This is a genomic window from Amycolatopsis sp. NBC_00348 (genome assembly GCF_036114655.1).
Taxonomy (GTDB): domain Bacteria; phylum Actinomycetota; class Actinomycetes; order Mycobacteriales; family Pseudonocardiaceae; genus Amycolatopsis.
In genome coordinates, this window is sequence record NZ_CP107994.1 from 436806 (window position 1) to 458155 (window position 21350).

Consider the following 21350-nt stretch of genomic DNA (forward strand, 5'->3'; position numbering starts at 1 on the left):
TGGACGGTTCACGCGGCCCGGTAGGCGACACCGCTCGCGTTCGGCGAGGTGCCGGTGTAGAGGCCGGTCGGCGTGGTCGACGTCGACAGCGAGAACCAGGCGTAGCGCTCGACGAACGACAGGCCGTTGAGCATCGCCGTCGACCGGCTGACGAAGTCGGCCTGCTGGGCCGGAGACGGGTAGCGCGGCGTCGAACCGGAGAAGTCGATGAGGGCGTATTCGGTGACCCAGATCGGGCGGTGGTAACGGTTGTAGACCGCCTGGACGTAGGACTGCAGCTGCCCGGCGGCGGCCGTCGAGAAGTCGCCGCCGTACCAGTGCAGCGGGATGAAGTCGACGCGGTAGCCGCGCGCCGCCGCGCCGCTCATGAACCGGTCGAGCCAGCCGCCGGCGACGTCCCCGCCGTACGCCACGGCGGGGGCGCTCAGCCGCAGCCCGGTGTTCTGCAGCTGCGGCCACAGGTTCAGCGCGGTGTCGACGGACATGGCCGCCTGCCCGGCCAGGTCCGGCTCGTTGAACGCGAGCAGCGTGCTGCCGTTCGCTTTCGCCTGCGCGAGCTGCGCCGCGGTGACGGAACCACTGCCCCAGATCATCGGGACGAACTCGGTCCCGGCGGGCGCGGTGATGCCCTGCTTGTCGGAGGCCCAGGTGTAGAACCACTTCGCGCCGACGTCGCTCAACGCCGTGGTCACGCCGGAGAAGGAAGCGGCGCTGACGCCTTTCTTGGCGTTGGCGGCGGTGGCCGGCGCGGCCAGGCCGCCGAGCGCGGCGACGACGACCGCCGCGGTGACGAGGATCTTCCTGAAGTTCACGGGTGCCTCCGGATCATGAGTGCACGAACGACCGGGTCATCGGGATCGTACCCAGACCGGCTGGGTGCCGCCCGCTGCGTTTCTCACGGAGGTTTCCCTTGCTGCGCCGTCTCTTCGTCGTCATCGCCCTGCTCGTGTCCGGCGTCTTCCTGGTGCCCGCGGCGTCCGCCGCCGCGCTCGGTCCCGCCGTGCGGGTCATGCCGCTCGGCGACTCGATCACCTGGGGCGTGGGCAGTGCCACCACGTCGTCCTACCGCGCGCCGCTGGCCCGGTTGCTGGCCGGGCAGTCGCGGTATTCGGCGCGGTTCGTCGGGACGCAGGCGTCGGGCAGCCTGCCCGGCCCGGCCAACGAGGGTCACAGCGGTTACACGATCGACCAGCTGACGGCGGGGGTCGACGGCTGGCTCGCGTTCGACCGGCCGGACGTGGTGCTGCTGCACGTCGGGATCAACGACCTGGCCCGCGGCATCGACGTCGCCGGTGCGCCGCAGCGGTTGCGGACGCTGGCCGACCGGATCTTCGCGGACCGGCCCGGGGTGGCGGTGCTGTTTCTGGGCCTGATCCCGACCACGCCGGGGCTGGAGAGCGCGACGGCGTCGTTCAACAGCGGTGTGAAGGCGATGCAGGGGAGTGAACAGCAGGCGGGGCACCGGTTCCGCTACGTCGACCCGCCGGCGTTGACGTCGGCGGAGATGGCGGACAACCTGCACCCGGACGACGCGGGTTACCAGCGGATGGCGCAGAGCCTGTACGGGCCGCTGGACCAGGCGTTCACGGACGGCTGGATCGCCACGCACCCCGCACTCGGCGCGGCCACCGAAGCCGGCGGCTCGGGCAAGGTCCGCTGGGCCGACTTCGACGGCGACGGCCGGGCGGACTACCTGACGGTGGCGTCGAACGGCGCGGTGTCAGCCATCCTGAACCGCGGCGGCGACGGCCGTGGCGGCTGGTCCGTCCTGGGCCAGGTGGCGACGGGCACGACCACGGACCCGACGCGGGCGAGGTTCGCGGACTTCGACGGCGACGGCCGCGCGGACTACCTGACGATCGCCGCGAACGGTGCGGTGACAGCGTTCCTGAACCGAGGCGGCGACGGCCGAGGCGGCTGGTTGGGCCTCGGCCAGGTGGCGACGGGCACGACCACGGACCCGGCCCAGGTCCGGTTCGCCGACCTGGACGGCGACGGCCGCGCGGACTACTTGACGATCGCCGCGAACGGTGCGGTGACAGCGTTCCTGAACCGAGGCGGCGACGGCCGTGGCGGCTGGCTGAGCCAGGGCCAGGTGGCCACCGGCACAACCACGGACCCGGCGCTGGTCCGCTTCGCCGACTTCGACGGCGACGGCGCGGCGGACTACGCGGCACTGGCCACTTCGGGCGCGGTGACGCTGTACCTGAACCGAGGAGGCGACGGCCACGGCGGCTGGCTCCCGTACGGCCAGATCGCCACCGGCCTCACCACGACGGCAAGCCAGGTCGCCTTCGCCGACTTCACGGGCGGCGGCAACGCGGACTACGTCCTGGCCGACCCGCCCACCAACGCGGCAACGATCTACGCCTGGCAAGGCGGCGACGGCCACGGAGGCTGGACGAACCTCGGAAAGGTGGCCGCCGGAGTCCCCATCGGCTGACGCTCAGGCCGCCACGGCCATGCTCGCCAAGGCGTCCGTGAGCCGCTGGAGGTGGGCCGGCGGGGACTGCAGCAACGGTGAGCGCACGGCCGCGCTCGGGATGACTCCCAGCGCCGCCAACGCGGCCTTCGCCATGATCGCGCCCTGGGATGTCCGCATGATGGCCTCCGTCAACGGAAGCAGCGCTCCCTGGATCGCCCGCGCCGTCTCCAGGTCGCCGCGGCGGACCGCGTCGATCAGCGACGCGTTGCGGTCGGCGAACGCGTTGCCCACCACGCTCACCACCCCCGCCGCACCGGAAGCGAGGTACGGCAGGTTCAGCTCGTCGATGCCGCAGTAGTACGCCAGCGACGTCCGCGTCATCACCGTCATCGCCTCGAACAGGTCGCCCTTCGCGTCCTTCACCGCGCGGATGCGGGGGTGCTCGGTCAGTGCGAGCAGCGTCGGCAGCTCCAGCGCGACGCCGGTGCGCGCGGGGACGTCGTAGAGCATCACCGGCAGCGACGTCGCGTCGGCGACCTCGGTGCAGTGGGCGACGATCCCGGCCTGCGTCGGCCGCGAGTAGTACGGGCAGACCAGCAGCAGCCCGTCCGCCCCGGCCGCCTCGGCTTCGCGGGCGCGGCGGACGCTCGTGGCCGTGTCGTACGTGCCGATCCCGGCGATCACCCGGGCGCGACCGGCCGCGCGCGCGGCGACGTCGCGGACGAGCCGGGCCGGCTCGGCGTCGGTCAGGGTGGGCGACTCGCCGGTGGTCCCGCCGACGACCAGGCCGTCGCAGCCGGTGGCCAGCAGGTGGTCGACCAGGCCGGCGAGGCCGGCGTCACTGAGCGTGCCGTCCGGGTGCATCGGGGTCACCATGGCGACGAGGTTGGTGCCGAAGAGCGTCATGGTCTGAGCCTGCCGCGGCCCGACTGCCCCGGTCCAGCGATGCTTTCTTGCCGATATTGCGTAGCGTGGCTTCATGGTTGACGTCGGAGCCCTGCGGGCGTTGCGGTCGGTGGCGGCACTCGGGACCCTCGCGCGCGCGGCCGACGAGCTGGGGTTCACGGCCTCGGCCGTGTCGCAGCAGCTCAAGCGGCTCGAACGGCAGCTCGGCGTGCCCGTGCTCGCGCCGGCCGGCCGCGGGGTCGTGCTCACCCCGGCCGGGCAGGCGCTCGTCGACTCGGCGCCCGCCGTGTTCCAGGCCCTGGAACGCTGCGCCGAGGCCGCCCAGTCGGTCTCGGCCGGCGCGCCGCGCGGGATCCTGCGCGTGGTGGCCTTCTCGACCGGCATCCGCGGCCTGCTCGCGCCGGCCTTGCGGCGGCTGTCCGAGAGAAACCCGCACTTGAGCGTCAGGATCACCGAACAGGACCCCGGCGAAGCCCTCCACAGCGTCGACGCCGGGACCGCCGACCTCGCCCTCGTCCACGACGCCGACGGCCTGCCCGCCCCGCTGCCGCCGTCCCTGACCCGGCGCCACCTGCACACCGACGTCGGCGACGTCGTCCTGAGCGGCACGCACCCGCTCGCGACCCTCGAAAGGCCGCTCGACGACGCCGACCTCGCCGGGCACGCGTGGGTGACCAGCCCGCCCGGCACGGTCTGCCACCAGTGGTTCCGGCGGCTCGTGCCCGGTGATCCCGACGTGCGGCACCTCGTCGACGATTTCGCCACGCAGCTGGCCCTGGTCGCCGCGGGCGACGTCCTCGCGTTGATTCCGCGGCTGGCCCGCCCGCCGCTGGGGGAGAACCTCGTCGCGCGGGCGCTGCGCCGGCCCCCGAAACGCGAGGTCCACGCGGCGTGGCGGCGCAGCGCCGACGCCAGCCCGGCGATCCGGGCGGTGCTCGCCGAACTGTCCACATGAGACAAGGACCGCGACCCGGCGTGCGCCCGGCCGCCGGGGCCGACATCATAGGGTGATGACCGGTTCCCCGCCCGAAGGTCGCCCCGGGCCCGGCATCATCGGGCGCAGGCTCGTGCAGTTCTTCCTGGACGAGATGCTCGTCTTCGTGCCGATGCTGCTGCTCGCCGTGCTGGTGATCGTGCTGTTCCACCCGAGCGGCCTGGTGTCACTCCTGCCGTTCCTCAAGGTCGTCGTCTACACCATGCTGGCCCTGGACCTCGTCGGCCTGTGGTTCGTCATGACGTGGTGGCCCTACCGGCACGGCGGCCAGACGCCGGCGATGCGCTGGCTGCGGCTGCGCGTCGTCATGCTCGACGGCTCGCACCCGCCGTTGCGGCTGTTCCTGGTGCGCCAGGTGCTGATGCTCATCGACGGTTTCGCCTGGGGTCTCGCCGGGGTCGTCGTGATGCTGTGCACCCGCCGGCGTCAGCGGTTCGGCGACGTCGTGGCGCGCACGGTCGTCGTCCGGGTGCCCAAACGCAGCCCAGCGGACTCTGTTGACTCAGTGGACGAGGCCGCTTTCCCAGGCCCAGATGGCTATCTCGGTGCGGTTGCGGGCCCCGAGCTTGCGCTTGGCCGCGCCGATGTGCGTCTTGACGGTGGGCAGCGAAACCACGAGTGAGCGGCAGATCTCGTCGTTCGTCGCGCCGCGGGCGACCGCGCGCACGACGTCGAGTTCGCGGGGTGTCAGCGGGCTTTCGGGCGCGACGGCCTGCCGCGGGTCGCGCCGCGCGTAGTGCGCCAGCAGCCGGGTCGTGATCGCCGGCGACACGAGCGCTTCGCCGTGGGCGGCCGCGTGCACCGCCTCGATGAGCAGGTTCGGCCCGGCGTCCTTGAGCAGGAAGCCGCAGGCGCCGGCGCGCAACGCCGCGTGGACGTTCTCGTCGAGGCCGAACGTCGTGACCATCACGACGTGCAGCGGGTCGGGCACGTCCGGGCCGGCCAGCAGCTCCGTCGCGCGCAGCCCGTCCACCCCGGGCATCCGGATGTCCATCAGCGTCACGTCCGGGCGCAGTTCCCGGGCCGCGCGCACGGCTTGCTCGCCGTCGGCGGCCTCCCCGACGACCTCGATGTCCGGTTCGCCTTCGAGGATCAGCCGGAATCCCGCGCGGACCATCGCCTGGTCGTCGGCGATCAACACTCGCGTGGGCAACGGGTTCTCCTCCTCAGCCGGGGTCGAGCGGCAGCCGCGCCGCCACCCGCCAGCGCTGTCCGGCGGCCGGTCCGGCCTGCACCGTACCGCCCACCGCCGCCACCCGCTCGGCCATCCCGAGCAGGCCGTAACCGCCGCGGCGGGCGGGCCGCGCGGCGCCGTCGTTGACGACCTCGACGCGCAGCTCGCCGCGGGGTTCGTGGCGCACGAGCACCCGGACCTCGACGGCGTCGGGCGCGTGCCGGCGGACGTTGGTGAGCGACTCGGTGAGCAGCCGGTGCGTGGTCGTCACGACCTCGGGCGTGACCGGGAGGACCGCGAGGTCGTCGCTGACGTCGAGGTGGATGCGGGTGTCGTCGGGCACCGCGCGGTCGACGGCGGTGGCGAGGTCGGCGGGCGGGACGAAGAGGTCCTCGCCGTCGGTCCGCAGCGCGCCGACGAGCCGGCGCATCGCGGAAAGCGCCGCCGCACCGGCGGTTTCCAGCTCGGCGAACGTCTCGGTGTCGCCGCCACTGCGTTCGGCGACGCGGTGCGCCGCCTGGACGCGCACGACGATGCCGGTGATCTGGTGGGCGACGAGGTCGTGCAGCTCGCGCGCCAGCCGAAGTCGTTCGGTGGTGCGGATTTCGAGGACGTCGGCGCGGCTGCGGACCTCGGCGTCGCGCAGGATCAGCCCGACGGCCAGCGCGCCGCCCCAGAGCAGCGCGGCCCCGGCGGCGAAGAGCGCGGCCGGGGTTTCGGCGCCGTAGCGCAGGATCGGGGCGAGCGTGGTGGCCGCGCCGCCGAGGATCGCCAGCGCGGCCGCCGCCCGCGGGGCGAGCCGGTGGCAGCAGGCCCCGACCATCAGCGCGATGGCGAGGGCCTCGGCCGCGCTGGGCTGCGGCGGGAGCTGCCGGCCCGCCGTCGCCGCGATGACGGCGGCGATCGCCGTGCCCAGCAGGGAAAGCCCGGACACGGCGGCGGCCAGCGCGGCCGTGTGGTCGGGGAACCGCCGGCGCAGCACGGCCAGGAGCGCGACGACCGGGCCGAGCCCGGGCGCGAACTCCAGGGTGATCGTGGCGAGCTGCCCCTGCACCGGTCCGGGCCGGACGGCGAGGGTCATGTCGAGCGCCACCAGCGCGCCGAGGACGACCGACTCGGCCACGAGCAGCCCGCGCCGGCCCGGCAGGAGGATCACGTGCTCGTTCCGGGAGTCATCTCCCGATCGTGCCTCACCCGATGTCGGCGCGCTCCGCCACGGCGACATCTCATCCTCAGGTACGAGACGCCCGGCGAATCTCGTACCGCCGGTTGATCGCGGCCGCGGTGAAGTTCGCCAGACTCGGGACGGAAGACGAGGCGAGACGGAGGGAATCCGATGCAGGAAACCGCGTTCGTACCCGGCCCGCGGCCCGTGAACGGGAAGGTAGTCGGCTTACCGGGCTGGTACTTCCTGCTGGTCGGCCTGCTGGTGGCCAGCAACGACCTGACCCAGCAGTTCGCGGACCGCTATTCGTGGGTGTCGCTGCTGCCGCTGGTGCTGGTCGCGGTGCACGTCGTCCTGTGGTTCACGATGCTTTCCCGGCGCCGGCAGTACTTGCGGGCGGTGTGGCGCAGCAAGCAGGCGCTCGGCCTGGTCGCCGTGCTGTTCGCGGCGCGGCTGCTGCTCCAGCTGGGGCTGGCCGCGCTGACCGACCGCGTGGCGCCGTTGCACAGCTACACGCACCTGATCCTCGGGCTGACCATGCTGGTGCTGACCACCGCCGGGGCCTGGTTCGACCAGTGGCTCGTGCTGCGGGTGGTGAACAAGCAGCAGCACCCCGGCTTCTGAGCCAGATCTGAGCGTCGGATCCGGGCGTCAGATCTTGCGGAACCGCGCGTCGAAGAGCGCGAACACCCCGAAGGCGGCGATCCCCGCGGCGAGGACGAGCAGCAGTGGTTGCCCGTAGGGCTGCACGGCCAGCGTCTTCAACGCGGGGTCCAGGCCGGCCGCCTTGGCCGGGTCGTAGTTCACCGCGGCCAGCACGAACATCACGCCCACCGCGGCGTAGGCCACCGCGACGGCGCACCAGCCGATCTGACCCAGGCGTTCGGTCGAGCGCCGGACCGTCCGGGGCGCCTTGCCGAACTCCAGTTCGCGCAGGAACGTCTTGCGGACGCCCCGGTGGACGAGGAAGGCCGCGACGCCGATCACCGCGATCCCGGCCGCGATCACCACGACCGCGCCCCACGGCTGGGCGAGCAGGCCGGCGACCAGGGACTTGCCCTGGCTCGGCGCGCCGAGGGCGGTCTTGCCGGCGCTGTAGGCGACGAGGCCGTACAGCACGACCTCGATCCCGCTGGTCACCCGGCGCAGCAGCCGGCGGCGGGGCGGGGCGTGCCGGTGGCCGGTGAGGACCTCGGTCACCTGCCAGAGCGCGAGCACCGTCGTGCCCACGGTGACCAGCCACAACAGCCAGACACCGGCGCCGTCCGCGACGAGCTGGAGGGCGCCGGCCTTGTCGGCCTTCTCGTTGTCGCCCAGCGCCACCTGGGCGGCCAGCCAGGCCACGACGAGGTGCACGATCGCGTAGCACGTGAGCCCGATCCGGGCGATCAGGGTGAAACCTTTGAAATCGGGCATCCGCCGATCCTTGTCCCCCGAGGCCGGATTGGCCAGGACCGTTTTTGTCGGTCCCCTTGCGTACGGTCTCGGTGATCGGTCGAGGACGGCCGATCACCGAGACCGGAGGACCCCATGCCCTTCGCCGATGAACTGATCGGCACCCCCGCGGTGCGCGCGCTGGTCGCGTCGCTGCACGTCGCCGCCCCGAAGGCGCGGCTGACGAGGTTGCGCGCGGCGGAGGCCGCACTCGGGCCGCTGTCCCTGCGCGAACGCAGCGACCTGCTGCGGGACGCCCTGCTGGAAGACCTGCCGGGCGACTACGCGTCCCTGGCGGCGGTGATGCGGACGGCGGCGGCAGAGGCCCCCACGTTCACCGGCTGGCTGATCTGGCCGGTCACCAGCGCAATCGCGGTCAAGGCGGTCTCCGACGGTGGCCCGAAGGCCTTCGACGACGCCCTCGCGCTGCTGGCGGAGCTGACCCCACGGCTGACGGCCGAGTTCGCGCTGCGCGTGCTGCTCAACCACGACCTGGACCGCGCCCTGGCGAAGATTTCCGGCTGGACAGCGTCGGACAACCACGACGTGCGCCGGCTCGCGTCCGAAGGAACCCGCCCGATGCTGCCGTGGGCCGTGCGCGTACCGGCCATCCTCGCGTCGCCGAAGTCGACGCTGCCGATCCTGGACGCCCTCTACCAGGACGAGAGCGAGTACGTCCGCCGCTCGGTGGCCAACCACCTCAACGACCTGAGCCGCCGCGAACCGGACCTGGTGGTCGAGACGGCGTCGGCGTGGCTCGCCGCCCCGGGCGCCGACCCGCCGGCCACCACCCGCCTGGTCCGCCACGCCCTGCGCACGCTGGTCAAACAAGGCCACCCGGGTGCCCTGGCCCTGCTGGGCTTCACCCCGGCGCGGGTCGACGTGACGGGCCCGCTGCTGGTCTCGGACACGGTCCTGATCGGCGACGCCCTGGCGTTCACGGCCTCGATCCGCAACCTGGCCCCGGAACCGGCCCGCCTGGCGATCGACTACGTGGTCCACCACCGCAAGGCAAACGGCGGCTCCACGACCAAGACGTTCAAGCTGACCACCCAGGTGGTGCCCCCGGGGGAGACGTACGAGCTGACCCGCGAGCACTCGTTCAGGCTGATCACGACCCGCCGCTACCACCCAGGCCCGCACGCACTGGAACTACAGATCAACGGAGTGAGAAGCGGCCGAGCAGACTTCAACCTCCTGGCCGAGTAGTGCCGGTCCGCTCGGGACGGGTGGCGAGGGTGCCCGTGAGCGGAAGACCTTGCCGCGCCCAGGAATCGCCGCCTACCAAGCGGGCGCGGCGGCCGGAGCGCCCAGCGATCAGTGCTGCAGCACGATCTTCCCCCGTGCATGGCGGCTTTCGCTGAGTTCGTGCGCGGCCGCGACCTCGGCGAGCGGGAACGTCGCGGCCACCGGGATCCGCAACCGCCCCTCCGAAGCGAGCGTGACCGCGACCGGAAGCCCGTGCAGCGCCAAGGGATCCGCGCCCGGCGTGTTCGGGGCGCCGTGCGACATGTGCACCCCGTGAGCCGCCGCGCCGAAATCGGCGATCGTCACCACCGAAGGGGCGCCCGCAAGAGCCACGAGGTCCGGCAACGCGCCGCCCGCGCAGTCGAACACCGCGTCCACTCCGGACGGTGCCAGGGCCCAGACCCGGTCGACCAGTCCCGGGCCGTACGTCGTCGGCTCGGCGCCCAGTGCGCGCAGGAAGTCGTGGTTTGCCGCACTCGCCGTGCCGATGACCCGCGCGCCGCGGGCGGTCGCGAACTGGACGGCCACCGAGCCCGTGCCGCCCGCCGCGCCGTGGATCAGCACCGTCTGGCCGGCGCGGACCGCGAGCCGGTCCAGGACGCGGGTGGCCGTCTCGACCGCTCCCGCCGCGCCGCCCGCCTCCGCCCAGCTCCACGCCGGCGGCTTCGGGGCCCACGCCGCCAAGACCGCGAAGTCGGCGTTCGCCCCGCGCGTGGCCGCCGGCGCCATGCCGAACACCGGATCACCGAGCGAGAGCCCAGAGACCCCAGAGACGCCGGCGCCGATCTCGTCGACCACCCCCGCGGCGTCGAACCCGGTGCGGAACGGGAACCGCACCGGCACGACGTCCCGCAGCTCGCCCGAGCGCAACCTGATCTCGCCCGGCGAGATCGCGGACGTCCGGACGGCGATGCGGATCTCGCCCGCGCCGGCGTGTGGCGGCGGAACCTCGGCGACCTCCACCACGCTCGGTGGGCCGTACGCGGAAAACCGGACAGCTCTCATACGGGCGAACGTAACGGAGCACCCCGTCCGGTTGGCTAAAGTGAGAGCGGTGACGGCCGAAGTGAGAGCGCCCCTGCGCTCCGACGCCCGCGACAACCGCGGGCGCATCCTGGTGATCGCCCGCGCGGCCTTCGCCGCCGAGGGCCTGGACGTGCCGATCCGCGAGATCGCCCGGCGCGCCGGGGTCGGCGTCGCGACCGTCTACCGGCACTTCCGCACCAAGGAAGCCCTGCTCGCCGAGGCCTTCGCCGAGCAGCTGGCCTCGTGCCGGGCGGTCGTCGAAGACGGCCTCGCGGCGGCCGACCCCTGGCGCGGGTTCTGCCTGGTCATCGAACGGCTCATGGAGGTCCACGCCCTCGACCGCGGCTTCGCCCGCGCGTTCACCTCGCAGCTGCCCGGCATCACGCACTTCGCCGCCGACCGCGACCGGACCCTGCGCCTGCTGCTCCGGCTGGTCCGGCGGGCGAAGGAAGCCGGCGACCTGCGCGACGACTTCGTGCTGGAGGACGTCAGCCTCGCGCTGATGGCGAACGAGGGCATCCGCGCCGAGACGCCCGAGCTGCGGGTGGCGGCGTCCCGGCGGTTCGCGGCCCTGATGATCCAGTCGTTCCGGGCGGACCCCGTCCTGACGCCGTTGCCGCCCGCCGTCCGGCTGCCGCTGTCCCGGGTCGAGCTGACAGACCTCAGCAGGGCCCGAAGTAGCGGCACTCGATCAGCGCCCTGAGGTCGAGCGTCGCGGCGCGCGGTTCGAGGTCGTCGAGCAACGGGCCGACGCCGTCGACGGAGACGACCCGCTCGGCCGTGTCGTGGTCGGCGCAGCCGCTCCCGTGGAGGTTGCCCGCGGGCAGGACGCAGAACACCTCCGCGCCGCCGTCGTCGTAGCTGAAGTAGGCCTGCAGCGGGACCGGCGTGGCGTCGGCGACGTCGTTGCACCGCACGCCGCCGAAGCTGCCGGGGAACTCCCAGCCCGGGTCGTCGGCGGTGCGCTCGTCGGCGCGCCAGCCGCGCCCGGTGAGGAACTCGTGCACGCGCTGCCGGTCGGACGCGGTCTGGGCCATCGAGGGATCCCTTCGAACGAGGCGAGGAACCTCCAGTGTCTCGGGACCCCGTCCGCCACGAATGGGTGACCGGGGTCAGCGGCGGAGCGTGGTCTCCGCCGCCATCCGCGACAGCTTCTCGGGGTTGCGCACGGCGTAGACGCCGGTGACGAGGCCGCCGTCGATCCGCAGCGCCAGCACGGTGTCGAGCTCGCCGTCGAGCGACATGACCAGCGCCGGGTGGCCGTTGACCTGCGCCGGGCGCAGCGTCGCCCGGCCCTCGACCCGGCCCAGCCCGCCGGCCAGCACCCGGCCGACGCGGTCGGCGCCGACCACCGGCCGCAGCACCGCCTGCTTGACCCCGCCGCCGTCGCCCACCAGCACGACGTCCGGGGCGAGGACGTCGAGCAGGCCCTGCAGGTCACCCGTCTCGATCGCCCGCTGGAACGCCTCGAGCGCGGTGCGGGCGGCGGCGCGCGAGACGTCGCCGCGCGGCCGCCGCGCCGTGACGTGCGAGCGGGCCCGGTGCGCGATCTGGCGCACGGCGGCCGCGGACTTGCCGACGGCGTCCGCGATCTCGTCGTAGGGCAGGTCGAAGACGTCACGCAGCACGAACACCGCCCGTTCGGTCGGTGCCAGCGTCTCCAGCACCAGCAGCATCGCCATCGAGACGCTGTCGGCCAATTCGACGTCCTCGGCGACGTCGGGCGCGGTCAGCAGCGGCTCGGGCAGCCACGAGCCGACGTAGGACTCCTTGCGGCGGCCGAGCGTGCGCAGCCGCTGCAGCGCCTGGCGCGTGGTGATCCGGACCAGGTACGCGCGCTGCGCCTGCACGGTCGCCAGGTCGACGCCGACCCACTTGAGCCAGGTCTCCTGCAGGACGTCCTCCGCGTCGGCGGCCGAGCCGAGCATCTCGTAGGCCACCGTGAACAGCAGGTTGCGGTGGGCGAGGAACACCTCGGTGGGATCGTTCCCGGTCATGTGGTCCCCCTTCGCGGTCGGCTGCGTCCCCCATCAGATACCGGGCGACGCCGTTCTGTGACAGGGCGCCGCTGTGGCGTGGGTCACTGTCACAACGGCCGGGGGCACCGGCATCTGGTGGTCGTCAACGCACGATCACGAGATGAGGACACACACCATGGAAGCCCGATTCGACATGCTGGACAACGAGTTCGCGGCCAAGTTCGGCAAGCGGTTCGCCGGCGTCAGCCTGCTCATCGACCGGTCGCCGCTGCCGAAGGTCGTCCAGGAGCTGGTCAAGATCCGCGCCAGCCAGATCAACGGCTGCGGCTTCTGCACCGACATGCACACCAAGGACGCCACGGCCGACGGCGAGACCCCGGTCCGGCTCAACCTGGTCGCGGCGTGGCGCGAGGCCACCGTGTTCACCGACGCCGAGCGCGCCGCGCTGGCGCTGACCGAGGAGGGCACCCGGCTCGCCGACGCCCACGAGGGCGTGTCCGACGAGACGTGGGCCCGGGCGCGCAAGCACTTCGACGACGACCAGCTCGGCGCGCTCGTCTGCCTGGTCGGCCTGATCAACGCGGCCAACCGGATGAACGTGATCGCCCGCACCCCGGCGGGCTCCTACGAGGCCGGCATGTTCGCCGACTTCGTCCCGAAGGACTGAGGGCCGCGGCGGTGCCCGACAAGTCCACTGTGGACACCGCCGTGGCCGTCAGGCCGACGTCGCCGGCCGGATCACCTCGTCGGCCAGCCACTGCGCGACGCCGTCCGGGTACGGCGACGCCACGCTCAGGACGAAGTGCCCGAAGCCCGCGTCGAGCGCTTCGCGGATCGCGTCCCGGGTGGTGCCGGGCTCGTCGTAGGACACCGGCAGGTGGATCGAGCGGGTGATGGCCGCCGGGTCGCGGCCGATCTCGCCGCAGTAGCGGTCCAGCAGCGCGCTGCGGCTCACGACGTCCGCGAGGTCGCCGCCGGGGATGTTCCACACGTCGGCGTGCTCGGCGACCACGCGCAGCGTCGCGGCCGCGCGCCCGCCGACGACGATCGGCGGGTGCGGCCGCTGGACCGGCTTCGGGCTGCCGAACGCCCCGGTCAGCCGGTGGTGGACGCCGTCGAAGTCGAACGGCTCGTCCTCGGTCCACAGCCGCTTGATCAGCGTGCAGGCCTCGGCGAAGCTCGCCACGGCGTCCGCGGTCTCCAGGAAGGGCAGGCCGTGGGCCGCGTACTCGCGCCGGGCCAGGGGATGGCTGGGCCGCGAGCCGACGCCGATGCCGAAGTCGAGCCGGCCACCGGACACGACGTCGACCGTCGTGGCGATCTTGGCCAGCACGGCCGGCGGCCGGAAGCGGTTGCTGGTCACCAAAAGGCCCAGGCGCAGCCGGGACGTCTGCGCGGCCAGCGCCGAAAGCAGCGTCCAGCCCTCGAAGATCGGGCCGTCCGGGTCGCCGAAGATCGGCATGAGGTGGTCGAACAGCCAGGCGTGCTCGATCTCGGGGATCGCGTCCGCCTCGCGCCAGACGCGCAGGATTTCGGGGTAGGAAACCTGCGAAGGCGCGGTCATGATGCCGAATCGCGGAGCGGACATGTCAGCGGCGCCTCAGGGTCGGGTCGAGCAGGGCGGGCGGGGTGTCGAACTTCTCGTCGGGCGCCAGGTCGAGGCCCGGCGCGACGATCGCGTCGATCTCGTCGAGCACGTCGGCGGCCAGCACGGTGTCGGCGGCGGCGAGCTGCGAGTGCAGGTGGTCGAGCGTGCGGGGGCCGATGATCGCGCTGGTCACGGCGCGGTGCGCGGTGACGAACCCGAGCGCGAGCTGGATCAGCGTCAGCCCGGCCTCGTCGGCGACCTTCACCAGCCGCTCGACGGCGTCGAGCCGGGCCCGGTTGGCGGGCAGGGCGAGGTCGAAGCGCTGCGGCAGGACCCGCGACCGGCTGGTGGTGATCTCCCGGCCCTCGCGGACCGCGCCCGAGAGCCAGCCCGACGCGAGCGGGCTCCACGCCAGCACGCCGAGGCTGTACTCCTCGGTCACCGGCAGCACGTGGGTCTCGACCCCGCGCTGCAGGATCGAATAGCCGGGCTGCTCGGTGACGTAGCGGCTCAGGTGGTGCTCGCGGGCGGCCCACTGGGCCTGCACGATCCGGTACGCGGGGAAGGTCGACGAGCCGAAGTAGCGGATCTTGCCCGCGCGCTGCAGGTCGGTGAGCGCGGACAGCGTTTCCTCGTCGCCGGTGGCCGGGTCCCACCGGTGCATCTGGTAGAGGTCGACGTGGTCGACGCCGAGCCGGCGCAGGCTGTGGTCCAGCTCGGTGACCAGCCAGCGCCGGGAGCTGCCCCGGTGGTTGCGTTCCTCGCCGATCGGCATGGTCGCCTTGGTGGCGAGCACGAGGTCGTCGCGGCGCCCGGCGATGGCCTTGCCGACCATCACCTCCGACTCGCCGTCGCCGTACATGTCGGCGGTGTCGACGAGGTTGATCCCGCCCTCGAGCGCGGCGTCGACGATCGCGGTGGCCTCGTCCTGGGTGGTGCGCCCGATGGCACCGAAGTTCATCGCGCCGAGCGCGAGCGAGCTGACCTGCACACCGGTGCGGCCCATCGTGCGGTACTGCATGAGACTGGTCCTCCATGGCATCATGGATAAGCGGAACATTGCTCCACTAACGATACGGAGCAATGTTCCGTTTCGCAACCGACGGGAGGAACGGCGTGGTGGACGAGGGCGCCCGGGGGCCGGCTCCGGAGCAGGCACGGCCGAAGCGGGCCGACGCCCGGCGCAACCAGGAGACGCTGCTCGACGCGGCCGCGGCGGTCTTCGTCGCCTCCGGCGTGGACGCGCCGGTGCGGGACATCGCGGCCAAGGCCGGCGTCGGGATGGGCACGATCTACCGCCACTTCCCGACCCGGGCGGACCTGGTCATCGCCGTCTACCGGCACCAGGTCGAAGCCTGCGCGGAGGCCGGCCCGGCCCTGCTCGCGGCCGCCGAAAGCCCGCACGCCGCGCTGGCCCAGTGGATCGACCTCTTCGTCGGCTTCCTGGTGACCAAGCACGGCCTGGCGGGGGCGATGCAGTCCGACCAAGCCGGCTTCGAGACGCTGCACGCGTACTTCCTCGACCGGCTCGTGCCGGTGTGCACCGAGCTGCTCGACGCCGCGGTGGCGGCCGGCGAGGTCCGCGCCGACGTCGCGGCGCTGCAGCTCATGCGCGGCGTCGGGAACCTGTGCATCGGCGCGGACACCGACGCCGGTTACGACGCGCGCCGGCTGGTCGAGCTGCTCATCGCGGGGCTGCGGGTGCCGCGGTGAGGCGTCACTCGGCGACGAACGCGCGCTGTTCTTCGGTGATGTCGGTGAACATCCGCTTGAACCGCGCGTAGTCCTCGGCGCCGAGCCGCTGCGCGTGCCGCCGCTGCATGTCCGCCATGATCGCGTCCGCCGTGCGCATCTGGTCGAGCCCGCGCACCGTGGGGCGGATCAGCTTCGCGCGGCGGTCGCTCGGGTCGGGCCGGCGCTCGACGTAGCCGAGGGCCTCCAGCTCGTCGACGAGCGTGCCGACGATCTGCTTGTGCTGGCCGGACAGGCGCGACAGCTCGGTCGCGCGCACGCCGGCGGGGTCCAGGTAGGCGAGCACAGCGCCGTGGCGGGGGTTCAGGTCGCCGAAACCCCGCGCGGCCAGCGTGGTGAACAGCTCCCGCTGCACCGCGAACAGGAGCCGGCCCGCCAGGACGCCCAGATCGGGGTCCGTCGCGGTGGGCTCGGCTCGGGTGACCATCCGCCCACCCTACCGAGCGGGCATCGCGCGGCGCGAGCACCGCGGCCGGTTCCTCCACAGTGGACCATCGGCGCGGGGGAAACCCGAAACCGGTGTTGGCCGTCCGTCAAGCCGACGACGGCGCGTTCACCCGCTGTCGTCCGGCGTCATCCGACCAGGGAACGCAATCGGCCGCCCGGGTTGTTCCCGCCGTCGCGATCCGGTCCGCTCGGGGAGCCGAATAGGCCGATCAGGCCGCGGAACCGGACGTCTTCCGTTTACCGGAGTGAACGTTCTTGTGACCCCCGACAACGGGCCGCTAGCGTTGCTCATCGGGCCGAGGGAAATCGTCCGGCCCATTTCTTTCCGGCGTGGGAAAAGAAGGAGCCGCCCGTGATTTCCACCGACCAGCCCGTGATCCGCAGCGCGTACCAGCAGTCGATCGCCGACTACTGGAACCGGGAAAAGGATCCGGTGAACCTCCGGCTGGGCGACGTCGACGGGCTCTACCACCACCACTACGGCATCGGCGAATACGACCCCGCGGTGCTGGAGGCACCCGAGGACGTCCGGGACGCCACGATCATCGCGGAAATGCACCGGCTGGAAACCGCGCAGGCCGAGGTGCTCCTCGACCACCTCGGCGCGATCGGTCCCGGCGACCGGCTGCTCGACGCCGGCTGCGGCCGCGGCGGCAGCAGCATCATGGCCAACCACCGCTTCGGCTGCCGGGTCGACGGCGTGTCCATTTCGGAGCAGCAGGTCGCGTTCGCCAACGAGCAGGCGGCCAAGCGCGGGGTCGCCGACCAGGTGCAGTACCACCTGCGCAACATGCTCGACACGGGCTTCGAAACCGGTGCCTTCAAGGGTATCTGGAACAACGAGAGCACGATGTACGTCGACCTGCACCAGCTCTTCGCCGAGCACGCCCGCCAGCTCGCGCCGGGCGGCCGGTACGTCACCATCACCGGGTGCTACAACGACGTGACCGGCGGCCGGTCGCGCGCGGTGAGCCAGATCGACCAGCACTACATCTGCAACATCCACGCCCGCGGTGACTACTTCAAGGCCCTGTCCGCCAACGGTTTCGTGCCCATCAACGTCGTCGACCTCACCGCGGCCACGATCCCGTACTGGGAGCTGCGCGCGCAGTCGTCGGTGGCCACCGGGATCGAGGACCCGTTCCTCACGGCCTACCGCGAAGGCAGCTTCCACTACCTGCTCATCGCCGCCGACCGGATCTGAGCGAGGGGATTCCCGATGACCGGCACCGTTCCCGAGTGTCCTCTGTGGACGCTGGACGACGCGCTCGCGTTCTCCGCGGGCCCGTCGGGGATCGGCACGTCCGCGGCCCGGATCTCGGCGCAGCTCGCCGACGACCCGGTGTACGTCGAACGGCAGTGGGGTGACGGGACGGCGTCGCCGCTGTACGTCCCGGTGGTCGAACGCGTCGACGAGCCGCTGGCCGGGGAGGTCGACCGGCGGCTCGTCGCGTGGGCGCTGGAGTGCGGGTTCACCGGGGCGGGGCTCGAGCAGATCGCCAAGGCGGGCTTCGGGCGCCTGGCGATGCTGGCCCACCCCGACAGCGCGGACCCGGACCTGCTGCTGATCGCCGCGCAGCTCAACGCCGTTTGGTGGGCCGCGGACGACTACTACGCCGACGACAGCGCGCTCGGCGCGTCCCCGACCGAGCTCCCGCCGCGGCTGGCGCTGGTGATGGCGGCGATGGACCCGGTCGCCCCGGCGGGCGAGTTCACCGCCGCGCTCGACGAAGCCCTGCGGGCCGACCCGATCCTGGTCGGGCTGAACTCGGCGATCGGGCACCTGGGCCGGCACGCCACGCCGACGCAGGTCCAGCGCGTCTGCTACGCGACGTTCTCGATGTTCGTCAGCTGGGACGCGTACGCGGCCTGGCGCTACACGGCGAAGTACCCGCCGGCGTGGGAGTACCTCGCCGCGCGCCAGCACGACAGCTTCTACACGTCGATGACGCTCTGCGACCCGGTCGGCGGCTACGAGCTGCCCGCCGCGCACTACTACGACCCGCGCGTGCGCCGGGCGATGATGCGCGCCGGCACCGCCTGCGTGCTGGTGAACGACCTGTACTCGGTGGCGAAGGACGCCGCCGACGAGAACCCGGTGTGCAACATGGTCCTGCAGATCGCGGCCGACCGGGGCTGCTCGATCGAGGAGGCCACCGAGGCCACCGTGGAGCTGCACAACAAGCTCGTCCGCGAGTTCGAGGCGGGGCACCGGGAACTGCTCGCGGTGCCCGCGCCGGAACTGCACCGCTTCCTGAAGGGGGTGCGATCCTGGATGGGCGGCGGCTACGAGTGGCACGCCACCAACCCGCGCTACCGGACCTGAGGGCACCGAGCCTGCCGGGACCTGTTCGGGGGCAGGTCCCGGCGGCCCGGAAAATCAGGCGCCGGCCGAGACCTCGACGACGAACCGTCCCGGGTGGCCGGCGAAGATCAGCCGGCCCGCGCCCCGACCGCGTTCAGCTGCGCGGTGACGGCCTGGTCGAGCACCGCGTCCAGCGGGTCGGTGCTCACCCCGGCCCACCCGGTCACGACGAGAGCTGCTCGTGCCAGGAGGTGAACGCCGCGACGAGGTCCTCGGGAGCGCCGGCCTCGCGCAGGCGGCCCGTCTCCTCCTCGACGTACTGGCGGTACAGCGGCCGCAGGTGGGCCAGCAGCTCCGGCTCGGCCTCCGCGGGGTTGAGCGGCCGGCCCTCGCGGACCTGCCGGGCCAGGTGGACCAGCGGCGCCGCCGAGGCGTCGGGACGGCCGAGGTACCACGTGATCGCCTCGTCGTTGGTCGCCGCGCGGCCGGTCGCCGTCGTGCCCGTGTAACCGAAGCGGAGCGGGAAGAACACCGCCTTCGTGAACCACACCGGGTCGGCCAGCAGCCGCTTCGGGCGGGCGAACTCGCCGAGCACCTCGTCGGTCGCCAGGACGGCGACGGCGAACCGCGCGCTCTCCACCCGCAGCTGCTCGCTGTCCGGGCGCGCCACCTTCGCGGTGACCTCCTCGCCGAACAGGAGCGTGGCGTGCTCGGCCAGCTCGAGCCGGTCGATCGCCGGGAAGCGCCCGTCCTGCTCGCCGCGGCTCAGGGCCGGCAGCGAGCCCCAGAACACGGACAGCTTGCGGTGCAACGGACTGCGCTCCCGCAGCGATTCGCCGAGCGCCTCGAACGTCGCCGGGTCGTCGTCGTGGCGGTCGGCGAGGACGACGGCCAGGTCGATGTCGCTGACGGCGGGCGAGTAGCCGCCGTAGGACAGGCTGCCCAGGAGGTAGGCGGCGATCAGGCGCTCCCCGAAGGCTTCCTGGTACGTGCGCGCGGCTTCGACGGCGACGGCGCGGGCCGCCGTGGCCGGATCGGTCGTGGTCATGCCGCGACGGTATCGCGCAGCGCGCGCTCCGCGATGCGGTTCGAGACGACGACGATGACCTGCCAGGCCCGGTCCAGCACGGTCACGAGCGCCTCGACCGTCCAGTCGCTGCGCTGCCGCAACACTTCGTAGCCCATTTCGAGGTGTTCGACGTCGGCCTCGTCGTGCAGCTCGAAGTACTCGTCGTCGGGGAACGCCCGGGTGCCCGCCTGGCTGAACACGAGGCTCCCGGCTTCGAGGGCGAGGTGCGCGAGGACGGCGCGCTGCACGCCGGGCAGCACCGCGAACTGGTCGACGAACCACGACGCGCCCGCCTCGATGACCGGGTCCCAGACCAGCTCCCGGTCGTCCGCGCGGCTGCGGGCCAGGATCTTGTCGTGCCCGATCTCCTCCTCCTGGTGCTCCAGGGCGAGCGCCCGCAGCTGCGGGTCGGACTCGAAGGTGACGCGCGCGCTGATCATCCGCTGGAAGGCGTTCGACCACGGCTGCAGGTAGGTGAGCACGGCCTTCTTGGTCTCGTCCGACGTGGTCTCGTCGGTCAGCAGCCGGATCAGGTCCGACGACTCGTACTCGCGCTGCCGCTCCTGGTTGTAGGCGGCGACGCGCTCGACGTCCTGCTGGGTCATGATCGGCTCCTTCCGGTGGTGCTGCGGCCCTCTGGGTGATCGTCCTTCCGGCGGGAACTACCCGAGCTCGACAGTCGCGAGCGTCTGGTCGTAGACGGGGAACCGGAAGTACGTCGTGATGTCGCCGCGCCGGCCCGCGGCGCGGTGGCTGACCAGCTCGAGCAGGCCGCGGCTCTCCTCGAGCGGTCCGGGGGCCAGCGCGGCGGCGAGCGCGCGGAACCGGCCGGGATCGACGCCTTCGCCGCGCAGCAGCGCGGCCGTGCGGTCCACGGCTTCGGCGTCGCCGGCGGCGAGCGAGGGGAGGCGGAGGTAGGTCGTGGCCTCGGCGGCCCGGTCCAGTCCGGGCCGGAACGCCAGGCAGCTCAACGCGGCTTCGCCGGCGCTTTCCGCGCCGCCGGCCAACGTCCGGTAGGCGGTGAGAGCGCTTTCGGCGTCGTGACGGCCCGCCGCGGCCGCGACGCGGTTCAGCTCGGCGACGTCGGCGCCGTGGTTGCGGTAGTAGATCTTCACCCGCGCGTCGGCGCCGTCGGCGACGTCCACGGCGAAGAACTCGATCTCCCGCTCGCCGTCGGCGCTCTCCACCCGGCGGCGCGCGTCGTCCCACGCGGTGGTCAGGCCGAGCCGGTCCATGGCCTCGCCGACCGCCGCGTAGCGGTGGGCCGGCGGCCACTCGTACAGGCCGAAGTAGGACTTGTGGACGACCCGCGCCGGCGGCCGCCAGGCGAGCGAGTGCCACAGCGGCGCCGTCGACGGCCGGCCGGCGAGGGTCGTGAAGAGCTCGTGGATCCGTCCCCAGTACCGCGTTTCCCCCGTGTCCACAGGAGAATCCGCGTCCTCCTCGCCGAGGGTGTCGAACAGCACGCGCAGTTCCGGGTGGTCCCCGGACCAGTTCACCGACAGCTCGGCCGGGAACCCGTCTCCGGCCACGTAGGACGGCTGGGCGGGCTTCAGGCCGATCGCGTCGCCGCTCCACGAAGGAAGCAACCCGCGCAGCATCCGGGTGGTCCGGACGGCCTGCTCGACCGGGACCTCGAGCGCGTCGCACGCCGTCGCCCAGAGACCACCCAGGAAATCTCCGAACAGCCGTCCCCGTGCGGGGTAGTTTTCCCTTATATATTCGGGAAACCACGGCAATCGACTGGTCACGACCGGATGCTATCAGTTGAGTGCACCCTCAACTAAAAAGCTCTACCCGGGTGGTCCAACCAATTGCGCCATGTGGGTTTGCCGGCG

The 21350-nt window shown here is 72.6% G+C and carries 24 protein-coding genes; 10 read left to right on the forward strand and 14 right to left on the reverse strand.

Going from position 1 to position 21350, the window contains the following annotated elements:
• Positions 1–8: 8 nt before the first annotated feature.
• Positions 9–812 carry a glycoside hydrolase family protein gene (locus OHS58_RS02015; RefSeq protein WP_328646949.1) on the reverse strand — a complete coding sequence of 268 codons (804 nt, stop codon included), beginning with the start codon at positions 810–812 and terminating at the stop codon, positions 9–11.
• Positions 813–910: 98 nt separating this feature from the next.
• Here OHS58_RS02015 and OHS58_RS02020 point away from each other — a divergent pair, with 98 nt between their 5' ends.
• On the forward strand, positions 911–2443 hold the full coding sequence (locus OHS58_RS02020) for an FG-GAP-like repeat-containing protein (protein ID WP_328646950.1): 1533 nt from the start codon (positions 911–913) through the stop codon (positions 2441–2443).
• Positions 2444–2446: 3 nt separating this feature from the next.
• On the opposite strand, the gene dapA is transcribed toward OHS58_RS02020, so the two are convergent.
• Positions 2447–3331 carry a 4-hydroxy-tetrahydrodipicolinate synthase gene (gene dapA, locus OHS58_RS02025; protein WP_328646951.1) on the reverse strand — a complete coding sequence of 295 codons (885 nt, stop codon included), beginning with the start codon at positions 3329–3331 and terminating at the stop codon, positions 2447–2449.
• A 73-nt stretch (positions 3332–3404) separates the two neighbouring features.
• Here dapA and OHS58_RS02030 point away from each other — a divergent pair, with 73 nt between their 5' ends.
• Together OHS58_RS02030 and OHS58_RS02035 are read left to right on the forward strand one after the other, a co-directional pair.
• Positions 3405–4286 carry a LysR family transcriptional regulator gene (locus OHS58_RS02030; RefSeq protein WP_328646952.1) on the forward strand — a complete coding sequence of 294 codons (882 nt, stop codon included), beginning with the start codon at positions 3405–3407 and terminating at the stop codon, positions 4284–4286.
• Between the two features lie 55 nt (positions 4287–4341).
• Positions 4342–4947 (forward strand): RDD family protein, encoded by a 606-nt coding sequence (locus tag OHS58_RS02035; protein ID WP_328646953.1) that lies wholly within the window; start codon positions 4342–4344, stop codon positions 4945–4947.
• On the opposite strand, the gene OHS58_RS02040 is transcribed toward OHS58_RS02035, so the two are convergent.
• Entirely contained in the window at positions 4828–5478 is a 651-nt protein-coding gene (locus OHS58_RS02040; RefSeq protein WP_256475199.1) for a response regulator, read from the reverse strand. The two genes, OHS58_RS02035 and OHS58_RS02040, sit on opposite strands and share 120 nt — an antisense overlap.
• Positions 5479–5491: 13 nt before the next feature.
• Positions 5492–6655, reverse strand: a complete 1164-nt coding sequence (locus OHS58_RS02045) for a sensor histidine kinase (protein WP_326943144.1) — start codon at positions 6653–6655, stop codon at positions 5492–5494.
• 180 nt (positions 6656–6835) lie between these two features.
• Between OHS58_RS02045 and OHS58_RS02050 the strand changes: the two genes are divergently transcribed.
• The gene (locus tag OHS58_RS02050; RefSeq protein ID WP_326943143.1) at positions 6836–7288 is read left to right on the forward strand and encodes a hypothetical protein; all 453 of its coding nucleotides are present in this window, start codon (positions 6836–6838) and stop codon (positions 7286–7288) included.
• A gap of 27 nt (positions 7289–7315) precedes the next feature.
• Here the strand turns inward: OHS58_RS02050 and OHS58_RS02055 are convergent, their stop codons facing one another.
• Positions 7316–8080: a DUF1206 domain-containing protein gene (locus tag OHS58_RS02055; RefSeq protein WP_326943142.1), complete on the reverse strand. Its 765-nt coding sequence runs from the start codon at positions 8078–8080 to the stop codon at positions 7316–7318.
• A 114-nt stretch (positions 8081–8194) separates the two neighbouring features.
• Here OHS58_RS02055 and OHS58_RS02060 point away from each other — a divergent pair, with 114 nt between their 5' ends.
• Positions 8195–9307 (forward strand): DNA alkylation repair protein, encoded by a 1113-nt coding sequence (locus OHS58_RS02060; RefSeq protein WP_328646954.1) that lies wholly within the window; start codon positions 8195–8197, stop codon positions 9305–9307.
• Positions 9308–9415: 108 nt separating this feature from the next.
• Here OHS58_RS02060 and OHS58_RS02065 read toward each other — a convergent pair whose 3' ends face one another.
• Positions 9416–10351 (reverse strand): NADP-dependent oxidoreductase, encoded by a 936-nt coding sequence (locus tag OHS58_RS02065; RefSeq protein WP_328646955.1) that lies wholly within the window; start codon positions 10349–10351, stop codon positions 9416–9418.
• A 49-nt stretch (positions 10352–10400) separates the two neighbouring features.
• On the opposite strand from OHS58_RS02065, the gene OHS58_RS02070 reads away from it, so the two are divergent.
• Positions 10401–11075 carry a TetR/AcrR family transcriptional regulator gene (locus OHS58_RS02070; protein ID WP_328646956.1) on the forward strand — a complete coding sequence of 225 codons (675 nt, stop codon included), beginning with the start codon at positions 10401–10403 and terminating at the stop codon, positions 11073–11075.
• Here OHS58_RS02070 and OHS58_RS02075 read toward each other — a convergent pair.
• Both OHS58_RS02075 and OHS58_RS02080 read right to left on the reverse strand, forming a co-directional pair.
• Positions 11035–11409, reverse strand: a complete 375-nt coding sequence (locus OHS58_RS02075) for a hypothetical protein (protein ID WP_328646957.1) — start codon at positions 11407–11409, stop codon at positions 11035–11037. The two genes, OHS58_RS02070 and OHS58_RS02075, sit on opposite strands and share 41 nt — an antisense overlap.
• Positions 11410–11484: 75 nt before the next feature.
• Positions 11485–12369, reverse strand: coding sequence for an RNA polymerase sigma-70 factor (locus tag OHS58_RS02080; protein ID WP_328646958.1), 885 nt, complete (start codon positions 12367–12369; stop codon positions 11485–11487).
• Positions 12370–12526: 157 nt separating this feature from the next.
• On the opposite strand from OHS58_RS02080, the gene OHS58_RS02085 reads away from it, so the two are divergent.
• Positions 12527–13018 (forward strand): carboxymuconolactone decarboxylase family protein, encoded by a 492-nt coding sequence (locus tag OHS58_RS02085; protein WP_328646959.1) that lies wholly within the window; start codon positions 12527–12529, stop codon positions 13016–13018.
• Between the two features lie 48 nt (positions 13019–13066).
• Here the strand turns inward: OHS58_RS02085 and OHS58_RS02090 are convergent, their stop codons facing one another.
• On the reverse strand, positions 13067–13939 hold the full coding sequence (locus tag OHS58_RS02090) for an LLM class flavin-dependent oxidoreductase (protein ID WP_328646960.1): 873 nt from the start codon (positions 13937–13939) through the stop codon (positions 13067–13069).
• 1 nt (position 13940) lies between these two features.
• Positions 13941–14960: an aldo/keto reductase gene (locus OHS58_RS02095; protein WP_328646961.1), complete on the reverse strand. Its 1020-nt coding sequence runs from the start codon at positions 14958–14960 to the stop codon at positions 13941–13943.
• Positions 14961–15022: 62 nt separating this feature from the next.
• On the opposite strand from OHS58_RS02095, the gene OHS58_RS02100 reads away from it, so the two are divergent.
• Positions 15023–15652, forward strand: coding sequence for a TetR/AcrR family transcriptional regulator (locus tag OHS58_RS02100; protein WP_328646962.1), 630 nt, complete (start codon positions 15023–15025; stop codon positions 15650–15652).
• A gap of 4 nt (positions 15653–15656) precedes the next feature.
• Here OHS58_RS02100 and OHS58_RS02105 read toward each other — a convergent pair whose 3' ends face one another.
• On the reverse strand, positions 15657–16118 hold the full coding sequence (locus OHS58_RS02105) for a MarR family winged helix-turn-helix transcriptional regulator (protein ID WP_328646963.1): 462 nt from the start codon (positions 16116–16118) through the stop codon (positions 15657–15659).
• Between the two features lie 372 nt (positions 16119–16490).
• On the opposite strand from OHS58_RS02105, the gene OHS58_RS02110 reads away from it, so the two are divergent.
• Both OHS58_RS02110 and OHS58_RS02115 read left to right on the forward strand, forming a co-directional pair.
• A complete protein-coding gene (locus tag OHS58_RS02110; protein ID WP_247054861.1) occupies positions 16491–17342 on the forward strand; it encodes a geranyl diphosphate 2-C-methyltransferase in 852 nt (283 codons plus the stop codon).
• A 15-nt stretch (positions 17343–17357) separates the two neighbouring features.
• Positions 17358–18464 carry a family 2 encapsulin nanocompartment cargo protein terpene cyclase gene (locus OHS58_RS02115; RefSeq protein WP_328646964.1) on the forward strand — a complete coding sequence of 369 codons (1107 nt, stop codon included), beginning with the start codon at positions 17358–17360 and terminating at the stop codon, positions 18462–18464.
• Between the two features lie 202 nt (positions 18465–18666).
• Here the strand turns inward: OHS58_RS02115 and OHS58_RS02120 are convergent, their stop codons facing one another.
• Genes OHS58_RS02120 through OHS58_RS02130 form a run of 3 tightly spaced genes read right to left on the reverse strand, consistent with a single transcriptional unit; the run spans position 18667 to position 21101 of the window.
• Positions 18667–19491, reverse strand: a complete 825-nt coding sequence (locus tag OHS58_RS02120) for a nucleotidyltransferase domain-containing protein (RefSeq protein ID WP_326959685.1) — start codon at positions 19489–19491, stop codon at positions 18667–18669.
• Entirely contained in the window at positions 19488–20117 is a 630-nt protein-coding gene (locus OHS58_RS02125) for a hypothetical protein (RefSeq protein ID WP_247054853.1), read from the reverse strand. The genes OHS58_RS02120 and OHS58_RS02125 overlap by 4 nt, the downstream gene beginning before the upstream one ends.
• Before the next feature lie 57 nt (positions 20118–20174).
• Complete coding sequence (locus OHS58_RS02130; protein WP_328646965.1) at positions 20175–21101, reverse strand: hypothetical protein; 927 nt, start codon at positions 21099–21101, stop codon at positions 20175–20177.
• Positions 21102–21350: the final 249 nt, after the last annotated feature.

What these genes read in the sequence shown, in the direction of transcription:
- OHS58_RS02055 (WP_326943142.1), bottom strand. Translation starts at nt 8,080, where the DNA reads ATGCCCGATTTCAAAGGTTTCACCCTGATCGCCCGGATCGGGCTCACG.
- OHS58_RS02105 (WP_328646963.1), bottom strand. Translation starts at nt 16,118, where the DNA reads ATGGTCACCCGAGCCGAGCCCACCGCGACGGACCCCGATCTGGGCGTC.
- OHS58_RS02100 (WP_328646962.1), top strand. Translation starts at nt 15,023, where the DNA reads ATGTTCCGTTTCGCAACCGACGGGAGGAACGGCGTGGTGGACGAGGGC.
- OHS58_RS02030 (WP_328646952.1), top strand. Translation starts at nt 3,405, where the DNA reads ATGGTTGACGTCGGAGCCCTGCGGGCGTTGCGGTCGGTGGCGGCACTC.
- OHS58_RS02080 (WP_328646958.1), bottom strand. Translation starts at nt 12,369, where the DNA reads ATGACCGGGAACGATCCCACCGAGGTGTTCCTCGCCCACCGCAACCTG.
- OHS58_RS02085 (WP_328646959.1), top strand. Translation starts at nt 12,527, where the DNA reads ATGGAAGCCCGATTCGACATGCTGGACAACGAGTTCGCGGCCAAGTTC.
- OHS58_RS02050 (WP_326943143.1), top strand. Translation starts at nt 6,836, where the DNA reads ATGCAGGAAACCGCGTTCGTACCCGGCCCGCGGCCCGTGAACGGGAAG.
- OHS58_RS02115 (WP_328646964.1), top strand. Translation starts at nt 17,358, where the DNA reads ATGACCGGCACCGTTCCCGAGTGTCCTCTGTGGACGCTGGACGACGCG.
- OHS58_RS02075 (WP_328646957.1), bottom strand. Translation starts at nt 11,409, where the DNA reads ATGGCCCAGACCGCGTCCGACCGGCAGCGCGTGCACGAGTTCCTCACC.
- OHS58_RS02120 (WP_326959685.1), bottom strand. Translation starts at nt 19,491, where the DNA reads ATGACCACGACCGATCCGGCCACGGCGGCCCGCGCCGTCGCCGTCGAA.
- OHS58_RS02035 (WP_328646953.1), top strand. Translation starts at nt 4,342, where the DNA reads ATGACCGGTTCCCCGCCCGAAGGTCGCCCCGGGCCCGGCATCATCGGG.
- dapA (WP_328646951.1), bottom strand. Translation starts at nt 3,331, where the DNA reads ATGACGCTCTTCGGCACCAACCTCGTCGCCATGGTGACCCCGATGCAC.
- OHS58_RS02060 (WP_328646954.1), top strand. Translation starts at nt 8,195, where the DNA reads ATGCCCTTCGCCGATGAACTGATCGGCACCCCCGCGGTGCGCGCGCTG.
- OHS58_RS02125 (WP_247054853.1), bottom strand. Translation starts at nt 20,117, where the DNA reads ATGACCCAGCAGGACGTCGAGCGCGTCGCCGCCTACAACCAGGAGCGG.
- OHS58_RS02065 (WP_328646955.1), bottom strand. Translation starts at nt 10,351, where the DNA reads ATGAGAGCTGTCCGGTTTTCCGCGTACGGCCCACCGAGCGTGGTGGAG.
- OHS58_RS02095 (WP_328646961.1), bottom strand. Translation starts at nt 14,960, where the DNA reads ATGCAGTACCGCACGATGGGCCGCACCGGTGTGCAGGTCAGCTCGCTC.
- OHS58_RS02090 (WP_328646960.1), bottom strand. Translation starts at nt 13,939, where the DNA reads ATGTCCGCTCCGCGATTCGGCATCATGACCGCGCCTTCGCAGGTTTCC.